The following is a 12,900-nucleotide window of genomic DNA, read 5'->3' as shown; positions in this document are numbered from 1 at the left end:
TCCTCGTCCACCACGGGCTTCCCGATCTCACCGGACTGCACCTCGTCGACCGCCTTACGGCCCTCCACCGGAGGCAGATCGAAAAGGTAGGGCGGATTGGCGGTCGCCTCGGCGAACGCCGCGGCCTCCGCTTCGAGGACCGGCGCGGCCGGCTCGACGACGTCGGACATGGGCATCTCCTGCGGATATCGGGGTGCGTTTGCCTTGCTCCCGAACGCTAAATCCGCCGGGCGGCCGGACATTGCCCGCGCGTGCACCGGCACTGTCCTCACAGCGCACGGTGTGCCGTGCGCTGTGAGCACTCATTCGGTGCGCTGACGGAACACCTGGGCGCCGCGTCTTCGGCTTGTGTCGAGGCCAGGGAAATTCCACGATTCCAGGAGGTGTCTCGCACGGTGTCAGTAATGCCGGTCGGCGGACTGGTTCCCGGGGCCGCCGAGAATGCCGCGGAACTCGTCGTCCGCAACGCGCTGATCCACACACAGGATCCGCGCCGCCCGCAGGCCGGGGCACTGGCCGTGCGCGACGGGGTCGTCACGGCCGTCGGCGACGACCAGGACATGGCCGCGCACATCGGTCCGGACACCCGGGTCGTCGACGCGCTCGGCCGCCGGGTCGTGCCCGGCCTCAACGACGCCCATCTGCATGTGATCCGGGGCGGCCTGAACTACGTCCTGGAGTTGCGCTGGGACGGCGTACGGACGCTGCGGCAGGGCCTGGCGATGCTGCGGGAGCAGGCCGCCCGGACGCCGAAGGGCCAGTGGGTGCGGGTGGTCGGGGGCTGGTCGGCCGAGCAGTTCGCCGAGCGGCGGCTGCCCACGGTCGCCGAGCTGAACGCGGCCGCGCCCGACACCCCGGTGTTCGTCCTGCACCTCTACCAGTCGGCCGTGCTCAACCGGGCCGCGCTCAGGGCCGCCGGATACGACCGCTCCACGCCGGACCCGAAGGGCGGCCAGATCGTGCGCGGCCGGGACGGCGAGCCGACCGGCATGCTGCTGGCCGCGCCGAGCGCGCTGATCCTGTACTCGACGCTGGCCAAGGCCCCGGTCCTTGAGGGCGAGGACCGCACCACCTCGACCCGGCACTTCCTGCGCGAACTCAACCGGTTCGGGCTGACCTCGGCGATCGACGCGGCCGGCGGATTCCAGAACTTCCCGGACAACTACTCCACCGTCGTGGAACTGGCGAAATCCGGCCGGTTGTCGCTGCGGATCGCCTATCACCTTTTCCCGCAGACTCCCGGTCAGGAGATCGACGATCTCGCCCGGTGGATCGAAATGGCCCGGCCCGAGGACGGCGACGCCTGGCTGCGGCTGAACGGTGCGGGCGAGAACCTCATCTGGGCGGCCGCGGATTTCGAGAACTTCACCCAGCCGCGGCCGGAACTCGCCGATTACGAGGCGGAATTCGAGAAAGCGGTCCGGCTCCTCATGGAGAACGGCTGGGGATTCCGGCTGCACGCCACCTACGACGAGACCATCCGCCGCGATCTCGCGGTGTTCGAGAAACTGGCGGCCGAGGGTCTGTTCCCGGCCGGGAACCGCTGGCTGTTCGATCACGCGGAGACAGTCTCCCCGGCGAGCCTGGACCGGATCGCCGCGCTCGGCGGCGCCCTGTCCGTGCAGAACCGGCTGTCCTTCCAGGGCGAGGCGTTCCTGCGCCGGTACGGTCCCGGCGCCGCCGCCGACGCCCCGCCGGTCACCGCGATGCTGAAGCGCGGCCTGACCGTCGCGGCCGGCACGGACGCCACCCGGGTGTCGACGTACAACCCGTGGGTCGCCCTGCACTGGCTGGTCAGCGGCCGCACGGTCGGCGGGCTGGCGCTGCGCCCGCCCGCGAACCGGGTCGACCGGCAGACCGCGCTCACCCTGTTCACCCGGGCCGGTGCCGCGCTCACCGGCGAGGAGGACGTCAAGGGCGTCCTGCGGCCCGGCTGCTACGCGGACCTGGCGATCCTCTCCGAGGACTACTTCGCCGTGCCCACGGCGGACATCCCGCACATCGAGTCGCTGCTGACGGTCACGGGCGGCCGGATCGTGTACGCGGCCGGCGAGTACGAGGGCCTCGACGAGGAACTCCCGCCGGTCTCCCCGGCCTGGAGCCCGGTCGCCCACCACGGCGGCTACCAGCGGTCCGGCGCCCACCAGGCCGAACGGCTCGGCGAGGCCGTCGCCGAGTCCGAGCAGCAGTGGCGGTGGCGGATCGGGCGCGGCCTCGCACCCGACGTCACACCCGGTGTCACGGCGACGCCGTTCGACCCCTGCTTCTCCCTCTGACCCACCCGTTCTTCTCCCTCTGACCCACCCGTTCCCCTTGTTCACCCCCTACCCGAGAGGTACGTCCATGGTCGACATCACCGAGGTCACCGCGGCCCCCAGCCCCGACCTGCTCACCCCCGACAACTGCGCGGTGCTCTTCGTGGACCACCAGCCGCAGATGTTCTTCGGCACCGGCAGCGGTGACCGGACCGCGATCATCAACGCCACGGTGGGCCTGGCGAAGGCCGCGAAGGCGTTCGACGTGCCGGTGGTGCTGAGCACGGTGGCCGCCGAGTCGTTCTCCGGTCCGATCCTGCCGCAGCTCGCGGACGTCTTCCCCGAGCAGAAGATCGTCGACCGCACCACGATGAACGCATGGGAGGACCTCGCCTTCGTCGAGGCGGTCAAGGCCACCGGCCGCCGGAAGCTGGTCATCGCGGGCCTGTGGACCGAGGTCTGCGTGGTCCTGCCCACGCTGTCGGCGCTCGCCCAGGGCTACGAGGTGTACGTGGTCACCGACGCGTCCGGCGGGGTGAGCCCGCAGGCCCACGAGCACGCCGTCCAGCGCATGGTGCAGGGCGGGGCGGTCCCGGTCACCTGGGTGCAGGTGCTCCTGGAGCTCCAGCGCGACTGGGCGCGCACGGAGACGTACGCCGCGACGACCGGTGTGGTGAAGGAGCACGGCGGGGCGTACGGCCTCGGCATCGTCTACGCGCAGGCCGTCATCGGCGCCCACGCGGCGGGCTGACCCCCGTACGGCGCAGAGAGAGAGTGAACAGGAACGGGCGGGAAGGCAATGGACACCGGATTGTTGGTCCTCCGGGCGGTGGTGGGGCTGCTCATCGCCGGCCACGGGGTGCAGAAGGTGAGTTTCCTCCTCGGGGGCCAGGGCCTCGCGGGCGGGACCGAGGAGTTCCGCCGCGACGGCTTCCGCGGCGGCCGGCTGACCGCGCTCGCGGCGGGCGGCAGCCAGCTGGGCGCCGGCCTCTTCCTGGCCGCGGGACTGCTCACACCGCTGGCCGCGATGGCGGCGATGGGCGTGATGACGGTCGCCGGCACGGTGAAGCGGCCCCAGGGCCTGTGGGTGCAGCACGACGGTTACGAGTACCCGCTGGTCCTCGTCGTGGTGTGCGCGTCCCTGGCCCTGACCGGACCGGGCGACTGGTCCCTGGACGCGGCGCTGGGTCTGACGCCCTGGCCGGACTGGCTGGTCGCGGCGGCGATCGTGACGGGCCCGGCCAGCGGCCTGCTCACCCGCCTGGTCCTGCACACGCCGCAGAAGGAGAGTGCGCGGTATGCGCGGGCCGCTGATTGAGGCGCGCCCGGCGCGCCCGACATGGTGGCCGGGCGGTGGAGGACGGCATGCGTGATCTGCTGACCGACGCCTGGCGCACGCTCGTACCGGGCGGGGAGCGGCGGCACGGTCCGCTGCCGCCGCTGCTGCTGGCGCTGACCGTGGTCACCGGACTGGTGGACGCGGTGAGTTATCTGGCGCTGGGGCATGTCTTCGTCGCCAACATGACCGGCAACGTGGTCTTCCTCGGCTTCGCGCTGGCCGGTGCGGACTCCCTGTCCGCGCTCGCCTCCGTCGTCTCGCTGGCGTCCTTCCTCGTGGGGGCGGTGACGGGCGGCGGGCTCGGCACCCGGTTCGGCGCGCACCGCGGGTATCTGCTGCGGACGGCGACGGCCGTGCAGACCGTGCTCATGGCCGGCGCGGTGGCCGCCGCCGCGGTGACGGACGGAGCGGTGACGGACGGAGCGGTCGGTACGGGCGTCCGGTACACGCTGATCGTGCTGCTCGGGCTCGCCATGGGCCTCCAGAACGCGGTCGCGCGGCGGCTGGGCGTGCCCGACCTGACGACGACCGTGCTGACGCTCACCCTGACCGGCCTGGCCGCCGACTCCACCCCGGCGGGCGGCGAGGCCCCGCGGCCCGGCCGGCGGATCCTCTCCGTGCTGGCCATGTTCCTCGGGGCCCTGGTCGGCGCGGCGCTCCTGCTGCACGGCCATCTGGTCCTGCCGCTGGCACTGGCCCTGCTGCTGCTCGTGGTCACCTCCCTGACCGCGCACCGGCTGTCGACGGCCGACGCGCCCTGGGCGCGGACCTGAACCGTTAGGCGGGGCCGGCGGAGGGGGGGGGGGGGGGGGGGGGGGGGCCCCCCCCCCCCCCCCCCCCCCTCCGTGTACCCGGCCCGTGTCGCGCGTCCCGCGCTGTCCCGCCACTCGCGTGGGGACATCCCGTAGGCGGCCCGGAAGACCCGGCTGAAGTGGGTGGCGCTGAGGAAGCCCCAGCGGGCGGCCACCGCGGCGATGGTGCGGCTGCCCCGGCCGTGGCGCATCAGGTCGCGGCGGCACTCCTCCAGTCGGCGGCGCAGGATCCACCGGCCGACGGTGGTGCCCTCGTCCTTGAACAGCTTGTGCAGATAACGCACCGAGATGTGGTGGGCGCGGGCGATGGCCTCCGGGGCGAGAGCGGGGTCGGCGAGGTGCAGTTCGACGTACTCCAGGACCCGTTCCAGCACCGGCGGCCGCGCGTCCCCCGTGCCCGGTGTCCGCGCGCCCAGCTGCTCGGTGGCGAGGGTGGCCAGCAGGTTCACGGCGTTCCAGGCGAGCATCTCGCCGACGGGCGGCCGGGCCTCGGCCGAGGTGCGGGCGAGGTCGGACAGCAGGGGGGACAGCAGGGTGCCGAGCCGGGAGGCACGGGCGACGGGGGTCCGTGCGATCCGCCGGACGTCGGGCTCGGCCAGCCCGAGCAGTTCGGCCGGGAGGAGGAAGACCGTCGCCCGGAACCGCTCGGGGCCGGGGAGGTCGAGGGCGGGGGTGTGCCGGGTGTCGTAGAAGCAGATGTCACCTGGGGCGAGGGGGAGGGCCGTGGGCTCGGGGTGGGAGGGCGGGGTGGGCCGGGCGCCGCCCCGCAGGCCGACGAAGAGGTAGTCGCCGGGGTCCCGGACGAGCAGCCGGTGCGCCGGGTGGCGGCCCTCCCCGGGCAGCCGGGCGGGGGTGTCCTCGCCGGTCACGATCTGGACGCCGAGCGGGGTCCGGACGGCGTGCGGGTCGAGGGGGGTGCTGGTTCGGGTAGTGAGCATGTTCCGCCGAAGCCTCCGGGGGATCGTTCGGGTCACCTGCCCGGACGGTAGGCCGACGGATGTGCAAAAAGAGTGACGAGCGAGTGACAGCGCCCGGCGCACCCTGTGGACGGGCCGTCAGAACGCCGTGCGCTCCGCGAGTTCCGAGGCGAAGTCGCGCACCAGGCCGTGCAGGGCGTAGTGGCCGGGCGCGGTCTCGGTGAGGAGATGTGCGTCGGCGAGCCGGCCGAGTTCCAGCCGGGCCCGCCGGAGCGGCAGCCCGGCGAGCAGCGCGACGACGGCCGGGGTGAGATCGGGTCCGGGATGCCGGGGCAGCAGCGGGAGCAGCCGGGCGCTCTCCTCCCCCAGGAGCCGGTGGGAGCGCCGGAAGGCCTCGCGCACGGCGGGCAGGGCGTCCAAGGTGCCCTGGGAGTCGCGCAGTTCGGCGGCGACGGCGGCGAGCGGGAAGTCCCTGCGGCCGGCGGCGCGGGCGGCGACGAGCGCCAGGGCCAGGGGCAGCCGGCCGCAGCGGGCGACGATCTCGGCGACGGCCCGGGGCTCGGCGGCGAGCCGCTCGGCACCGATCCGCCGGGCCAGCATCTCGTGCGCGTCCTGGGGGGACGGCGGTTCCAGGCGTGACGGCCGGGCGCCCGAGGCGATCAGACCGGGCAGGGCGTGCCGGCTGGTCACCAGCGCCAGACAGCCCGGTGCGGCGGGCAGCAGCGGGCGCAGTTGTTCGGTACCGGCGGCGTCGTCGAGGACGACGAGGACGCGCCGGCCCGCCAGCAGGGTCCGGTACAGCCCGCTGAGCGCGGCCACGCCCTCGGGCATGCGGCCGGCGGGGACCCCGAGCGCCGCGAGCATGCCGCGCAGGGCCTCCGCGGGGTCCAGGGGCGCCCGCGCCGCGGTGTCGACGCCGCGCAGGGCGACGTACAGCTGGCCGTCCGGGAACCCTGCGGCGGCCCGGTGGGCCCAGCGCACGGCGAGGGCGCTCTTGCCGACGCCCGCCATGCCCCCGACCAGCAGCACCCCCGGTCCTTCGCCGCCGCCGTCCGGCACCGCGCCGGCGAGTCCGGTCAGCCGTTCCAGCTCGGCCCGGCGGCCGGCGAACACGGGCAGGTCGGGCGGGAGTTGGGCCGGGCGCGGGAAGGGGACGGCGGCGGGAGCGGCGGGGCGACGGTCGGCGGTCCGGGGACCGGCGGGCTCCCCCGCACCGGCGTCCTGGGGCGCCCCGGGCCGCCGTACTTCCTGCCGCAGCACCCGGGTGTGCGCGGCGGTCAGTTCGGGACCGGGGGCGACGCCCAGGTCGGTGGCGAGCCGGTGGCGGATGTCGTCGTACGCCGTGAGAGCTTCGGCCTGGAGGCCGCAGGCGGCCAGAAGGAGGACGAGCCTGGCGTGCAGGGGCTCGTCCAGCGGGTCCTGGGCGACGGCCCGGCGCAGGAACGGCAGCATCCGGTCGGCGTGGCCGGACAGCAGCGCCGCGTCGGCCGCCGTGCGGACCGTGTCCAGCAGTTCGCGTTGTACGGCGGTGAGGTGGGCGTGGGCGCGGGCCGAGGCGGGGATGCCCATCGCGACCGGGCCGCGCCACTGGGCCAGGGCCTCGGTGAAGTCCCGGGTCGCCGCCTCGGGGCGGCCGGTCGCCGCCGACCGTCGGGCCTGCCGGGTCAGTTCGCGGAAGCGGAGCAGGTCGACCTCCGCGGTCTCCGCCTGGAGGAGGTAGCCGCCGGCCCGGCGCAGCAGGCGCCGGCCCGGGGCGCGCGGCGGCAGGCCCGGTTCGAGCAGGCGGCGCAGGTTGCCGACGTACCGGCGGACGACGTTCAGGGCGCTGGCGGGCGGGCGTTCGGCCCACAGCGCGTCGAGGATCTCCCCGGTCGGCACGGGGCGGCCGGCGCAGGCCAGGAGCAGGGCGAGCAGGGCGCGTTGCTGGGGGAAGCCGAGGTCGAGTTCCCGTTCCTCGTGCCACACCCGTACGGGTCCCAGCACCTCGAACCGCATCGCCTGATCCGCCCCCGCCCCACCCGGTGGGGTCCGCGACAAACCCCCTGGTGGCAGCCTAAAGGGTGTCATGTGGATCTTGTCGGGTCCGCCGTCGGCCGGGCGGCCGGGAGCGGCCGCGTCCGGTCGCGCGGGGTGTCAGCAGGCACCCGCCTCGCCCTCCTCTCCGATGAGGCGGGCCGCGACCCGTTCGGCGTCGGGGTGGCCGAGGGTCCGCAGGAGGGTGAGGGCCTGCGCCCAGGCGGCACGGGCGGCCGGGTCGTCGCCCATGGCCCGGTGCGTGTCGCCGACCCGGACGAGGGTGTCGGCCTCGATGTAGGGCACGCCGAGGTCGCGCAGCAGGGCGAGGGCGTTGCGGTAGCCGAGCAGGGCCTGGGGGTGGCGGCCGAGGTGGTGGTGGGCGTAGGCGATGCTGTCCCAGGTGGTGGCCTGGCCGTAGCGGTCGCCGAGTTCCTGGAGCATGGCCAGCGCCTCGAAGCAGTGGGTGAGGGCCTGGCGGTACTCGCCGAGCAGGGCGTGGTACCAGCCGACGGAGTTGAGGACGCTGGCCTGGGCGGCGCGGTCGCCGAGGGCGCGGAACAGGGCGAGGGCGCGCTGGTTGTGGCGCAGGGCGCCGGGCAGGTCGCCCAGTTGTTCGCTCTCCCAGCCGAGGCTGCGGTGGGTGTTGGCGCGGCCGGTGTCGTCGCCCAGTTCCGTGAAGAGCGCGAGGGCCCGTACCAGCCGGGGCACGGCCCGGGAGTGCAGTCCGAGGCGGCCCTCGACGCGGGCCAGTCCGCGCAGCCCGTGGGCCTCGAGGACGGGGTCGGCGAGCCGCAGGGCGGCGTCGAGCGCGGTGCGCTGGACGGCGAGGCCGTCGTGCCAGTGGCCGCGCCGGTCGAAGAACGGTTCCAGGGACCAGGCCAGCTGGCAGGCGAGACGTTCCTGCACGGGCTGTCCGGACGTGGCGGCGGTGTCGACGACGGCGAGCAGCACCGCGTGTTCGGCGGTGAGCCAGGCCAGGGCGCGCTCGTCGTCGGCGAGCGGCTCGGGGTGGGTGTCCGCGGGCGCGGGCGGCGGGGTCAGCGGGTCGGCGTTGGGGGCGAGGAGCCGGTCGGCGGCGTGGGCGGTGTGCAGGTAGTGGTGGAGCAGCCGGTGGACGGCGGTGTGCCGTTCGGCCTCGGGGTGGTGGTCGTGGACGAGTTCCCGGGCGTGGGCGCGCACGAGGTCGTGGCAGATGTAGCGGCCGGGGCTGTGCTCGGTGAGCAGGTGCAGCCCGGTCAGTTCGGCCAGCGGCGGCCGGGCCGCGCGGACCGTCAGACCGGCCAGGGCGGCCGCGGCCGGCAGGGTGAGGTCGGGGCCGGGATGCAGGGCGAGCAGCCGGAACAGCCGGGCGGCGGCGGGCGAGACGGCGCGCAGCGACCAGGAGAAGACGGTGCCGACGTCGACGGAGGCGTCGGAGCGCACGAACGCGTCCAGGCTGCCGTCGGCCTCGCGGAGTTCGGCGGCGACGGCCCGGAGCGGGAAGCCGGGGTGGACGGCGGCGCGGGCGGCGACGCAGGCGAGGGCGAGGGGCAGTCCGCCGCACAGCTCGCCGATCTCGTCGGCGGCGCGGGGCTCGGCCGCGACCCGCTCGGCACCGAGGCGGCGGGCGAGGAACGCCCGGGCCTGGTCCGCGTCGAAGGGGTGCAGGCCGATCGCGTGCGCGCCGTGCGCGGCGACCAGGCCGGGCAGTTCGTCGCGGCTGGTGACGATGGTGAGGCAGCCGGGCGAGCCGGGCAGCAGCGACCCGACCTGCTCGGCGTCGCGGGCGTTGTCCAGCACGACGAGGACCCGTCGTCCGGCGAGCAGGCTGCGGTAGAGCGCGGCCTGCGCGTCCACGCCGTGCGGGACGCGTTCCGGGGGCACGCCGAGCGCGTCCAGGAAGCCCCGGACGGCCTCGCCCGGCTCCATGGCGGAGCCGGACGGGTCGAAGCCGCGCAGGTTGACGTAGAGCTGTCCGTCGGGGAACCGGCCGGCGACCCGGTGCGCCCAGTGCACGGCGAGGGTGGTCTTGCCGACGCCCGCCATACCGCCGATGGCGCTGATCACCACGGTCCCGGAGTGCGGCGACTCGGTGCCGGACAGCGTGAGCACCTCGTCGAGTTCGACGCGCCGTCCGATGAACGCCGGGATGTCGTAGGGCAGTTGGGCGGGGATGGCCGCCAGGGGGCGTGCCTCGTCCGCCGGTTCGGGGTGCTCGCGCAGCACGGCCTCCCGCGCCTCCCGCAGCGCGGCCCCGGGATCGATCCCCAGCTCCTCGGCCAGCCGGTCCCGTACGGCGTCGTGGGCGGCCAGCGCCTCGGAGCGGTGGCCGGCCGCCGCGAGGACCCGGACCAGGCGGGCGTGGACGGGTTCGTCCAGCGGGTGGTCGGCGGCGGCCCGGCGCAGCCGGGGCAGGACCGCGTCCGGCAGTCCGGCGCGCAGCGCGGCGTCGGCCGCGTCCCGTACGGCGGTCAGCCGCTCGTGGTCGGCCGCGGCGAAGGCGGGGTGCGTACGGGCCTGTGCCGGGATGCCGTCGGCGACCGGTCCGTGCCACAACGCCAGGGCCTCGGTGAGGAGTTCGACCGCCCGCGCGGGCTCCTGGGCGAGGCGGCGGGCCTCCTCGTGCAGCGCGCGGAACCGCAGCAGGTCGCAGGAGTCACCGTCGGCCACCAGCCGGTATCCGCCGGCGTCCCGCAGCAGCAGGCGGCCCTCGGCGCGGGCGGCGAGGCCGGGCTCCAGCAGCCGGCGCAGCGAACCCACGTGCCGCCGGACGACGTTGACGGCGCTGCGCGGCGGATCCGCGCCCCACAGTGTGTCGACGATCTCGCTCACGGCGACCGGCTGGCCCGCCCTCACCAGCAGCAGGGCGAGGAAGGCCCGTTCCTGCGGCCCGCCGAGGTCCAGCTCGGTCTCCCCCCGGCACACCCGTACGTCCCCCAGCACCGTGAACCGCACCGGCTCCAGCGGCACGCCTTCCCCCCTCCGGTGTTCTCCCCCGGCCTCGACTCTACGTCAGACCGCGTGTCACCCAGCGTTACGGATGGGACATCCCGCCTGTTCAGGGACGGGGTCCGGGTGACGAGGATCTTGGTCCGTGCGCCTGACATCCGGGCGCCGCTCGGCAAGGCGGCTCGGCGCGCGGGGCGGGGGCGGTGAGAGTGGGCGCTTCCGGGCCCCTCCCGCCAAGCCCTTCCCGGTCTCGTGAAGGGCCCTCCCCCACGCCGTGCGCCGTGCCGCCGGCTCCCCGCGACGCAAGGAGACCTCCGTGCGCCTGTCACCCCTAGGAGCCGCGCTGGCGGCGGTGTTGCTGATGGCCCCGCCGGCCCGGGCCGCCGTCCCCGCCGTGCCGCCCGTCCCGTCCGTGCCGCCGGTCGACGACCCGGCCCGCTATGTCGACCCGTTCGTGGGCACCGCGCCCGGCGGTGCCGACTTCGGGCACGGCGGCGGCGCCGGGAACACCTTCCCGGGCGCCTCCGCGCCGCTGGGCGGCGTCCAGTGGAGCCCCGACACGGTCACGCGCCAGTACGGCGGCTACGCCTACGCGGACCACCGTGTCCACGGCTTCAGCCTCACCCATCTGTCCGGCGCGGGCTGCGGCGACTACGGCAATGTGCCGTTCATGCCGCTCACGGGCCGTCCGGCGGCGGATCCGGCCGCCCGGTACGCCACCTTCTCGCACGCCGACGAGCAGGCGTCGCCGGGGAGTTACCGCGTCGGCCTCGGCAACGGCATCCGTACGGAGCTGGCCGCCACCCAGCGCTCCGGCATCGCCCGTCTGACCTACCCGGCGGACGACGGCGGTCCGGCCGCGCTCAGCGTCGACGCGGGCCGGGCCTTCAACAAGGCCACCGGCACGGTCGACATCGGCGAGCGGACGCTCTCCGGGCACACGGACAGCGGAGGCTTCTGCGGTTCGTCCAACCGCTACCGCCTGTACTTCCACGCCGTCTTCGACCGGCCCTTCGCGCACGGCGAGCCGCTGGACGGGAAGGCCTCGGGGGCGTACGTTTCCTTCGCGCCCGGCACCCGTACGGTGACCGTGCGGGTCGGGGTCTCCTTCGTCGACGCGGAGGCGGCCCGCCACAACGCCCTCGTGGAGCAGGGGCGGCGCTCCTTCGACGAGGTCGCGCGGGGCACGCGCGCCCACTGGAACGACTGGCTCGGCCGGATCGCCGTGCACGGCGGCACCGAGGCACGGCGCCGAATGTTCTACACGGCGCTCTACCACTCGCTGCTGTACCCGAGCGTGTTCAGCGACACCGACGGCCGGTACCGGGGCATGGACGGCCTGGTCCACCGCACCCGGCCGGGGCACGCGCAGTACGCGAACTTCTCCGGCTGGGACGTCTACCGCTCCCAGGTGCAGCTGCTCACGCTGCTGGCGCCGCGCGAGGCGTCCGACGTGGCCCAGTCGATCCTCGAACAGGGCCGCCAGGCGGGCTACTTCGACCGCTGGACGCTGGCGAACGGCGGCACCCGGGTGATGGTCGGCGACCCGCTGCCCACGATGGCCTCCGCCGTGCACGCCTTCGGCGGGACCGACTTCGAGGCGGCCGAGCTGCTGCGGGCGGCGGTGGCCGGCCGGCAGGACGACCGACAGCGGCCCGGACACGTGCCGTACGACACGCTGGGCTACATCCCGGTGGGGACGAAGGGCGTGTGGGGCAGCGCGGCCACCACGCTGGAGTACGCCGTCGCCGACGCAGCCCTCGCCGAGCTCGCCGGACGGCTCGGCGACCCCGTGACCCGGGCGGCCCTCGAACGGGCCTCGGGCAACTGGCGCACCCTGCTCCACCCCGAGGGCCGCCACCTCCAGCCCCGCAACGCCGACGGGACCTGGCCGCCGTTCCAGCCGACCCAGCGCGGGGAGTACGTCGAGGGCAACGCGGCGCAGTACACCTGGATGGTCCCGCACGACCTGCCCGGGCTGTTCGCCGCGATGGGCGGCGACGCGGCCGCCACCGCCCGGCTGGACACCTTCTTCACCCGGCTGAACGCGGGCGCCGACCAGCCGTACGCCTACCTCGGCAACGAGCCGTCCTTCCACACCCCGTGGGCCTACGGCTGGGCGGGCCGCCCCGACCGTACGCAGGACACCGTGCGGCGGATCCTGACGACGCTCTTCGGGGACGGCCCGGACGGTCTGGTCGGCAACGACGACCTGGGCGCGATGTCCTCGTGGGCCGTGTGGGCCGGCCTCGGCATGTACCCGCAGGAGCCGGGCAGCGCCCGACTGGCCCTGGCCAGCCCGCTGTTCCCGGCCGCCGTCGTCCGCCGGGGCAACGGCGTGCGGATCACCGTCCTCGCCCCGGACGCGACGGACGCGAACTCCCGGGTGACGGCCCTCACCCTCGACGGCCGTCCGTTCCGGGAGGCGTGGCTGCCGGAGACGTTCCCCGCCACGGGCGGCGTGCTGCGCTACCGCCTCACCGCGCCGTAGGGGCTCCGTCGGGGCCGGCACCCTGGCTACGCGGTGCCCAGCGCCGTGCGCAGGGTGCCGACGGCCAGGGTGATGGCCGCCTCGGCCGCGTACGTCGGGCGCAGGGCGTTGAGCATCACGAAGTCGTGGATGATCCCCTGGA

Annotated in this window: 8 protein-coding genes and 3 pseudogenes; 6 read left to right on the top strand and 5 right to left on the bottom strand. The window is 75.1% G+C overall.

What is annotated here, in order from left to right:
• Positions 1–170 (bottom strand): annotated as a pseudogene (locus ACZ6D7_RS47150) (esterase); the annotation flags it as partial.
• 234 nt (positions 171–404) lie between these two features.
• Between ACZ6D7_RS47150 and ACZ6D7_RS47145 the strand changes: the two are divergent.
• From ACZ6D7_RS47145 to ACZ6D7_RS47130, 4 genes are all read left to right on the top strand, one after another.
• On the top strand, positions 405–2,276 hold the full coding sequence (locus ACZ6D7_RS47145) for an amidohydrolase (RefSeq protein ID WP_469505063.1): 1,872 nt from the start codon (positions 405–407) through the stop codon (positions 2,274–2,276).
• Between the two features lie 67 nt (positions 2,277–2,343).
• Entirely contained in the window at positions 2,344–3,006 is a 663-nt protein-coding gene (locus tag ACZ6D7_RS47140) for a hydrolase (protein ID WP_469505060.1), read from the top strand.
• 48 nt (positions 3,007–3,054) lie between these two features.
• A complete protein-coding gene (locus tag ACZ6D7_RS47135) occupies positions 3,055–3,573 on the top strand; it encodes a DoxX family protein (protein ID WP_469505059.1) in 519 nt (172 codons plus the stop codon).
• A 47-nt stretch (positions 3,574–3,620) separates the two neighbouring features.
• Complete coding sequence (locus tag ACZ6D7_RS47130; protein ID WP_469505057.1) at positions 3,621–4,367, top strand: YoaK family protein; 747 nt, start codon at positions 3,621–3,623, stop codon at positions 4,365–4,367.
• A 119-nt stretch (positions 4,368–4,486) separates the two neighbouring features.
• On the opposite strand, the pseudogene ACZ6D7_RS47125 reads toward ACZ6D7_RS47130, so the two are convergent.
• A pseudogene (locus tag ACZ6D7_RS47125) lies at positions 4,487–4,672 on the bottom strand (helix-turn-helix domain-containing protein); the annotation flags it as partial.
• Between ACZ6D7_RS47125 and ACZ6D7_RS47120 the strand changes: the two are divergent.
• Positions 4,589–5,395: a hypothetical protein gene (locus ACZ6D7_RS47120; protein ID WP_469505055.1), complete on the top strand. Its 807-nt coding sequence runs from the start codon at positions 4,589–4,591 to the stop codon at positions 5,393–5,395. The pseudogene ACZ6D7_RS47125 and the gene ACZ6D7_RS47120 overlap by 84 nt on opposite strands.
• A 66-nt stretch (positions 5,396–5,461) precedes the next feature.
• Here ACZ6D7_RS47120 and ACZ6D7_RS47115 read toward each other — a convergent pair whose 3' ends face one another.
• Both ACZ6D7_RS47115 and ACZ6D7_RS47110 read right to left on the bottom strand, forming a co-directional pair.
• On the bottom strand, positions 5,462–7,318 hold the full coding sequence (locus tag ACZ6D7_RS47115; RefSeq protein WP_469505053.1) for an AfsR/SARP family transcriptional regulator: 1,857 nt from the start codon (positions 7,316–7,318) through the stop codon (positions 5,462–5,464).
• 138 nt (positions 7,319–7,456) lie between these two features.
• Positions 7,457–10,288, bottom strand: coding sequence for an AfsR/SARP family transcriptional regulator (locus ACZ6D7_RS47110; protein WP_469505051.1), 2,832 nt, complete (start codon positions 10,286–10,288; stop codon positions 7,457–7,459).
• A gap of 295 nt (positions 10,289–10,583) precedes the next feature.
• On the opposite strand from ACZ6D7_RS47110, the gene ACZ6D7_RS47105 reads away from it, so the two are divergent.
• A complete protein-coding gene (locus ACZ6D7_RS47105; protein ID WP_469505049.1) occupies positions 10,584–12,758 on the top strand; it encodes a GH92 family glycosyl hydrolase in 2,175 nt (724 codons plus the stop codon).
• A gap of 26 nt (positions 12,759–12,784) precedes the next feature.
• Here ACZ6D7_RS47105 and ACZ6D7_RS47100 read toward each other — a convergent pair.
• Positions 12,785–12,900 (bottom strand): annotated as a pseudogene (locus ACZ6D7_RS47100) (esterase); the annotation flags it as partial.

The organism is Streptomyces sp. NPDC041784 (assembly GCF_055591025.1).
This window is presented reverse-complemented; position numbering and strand designations above follow the sequence as displayed.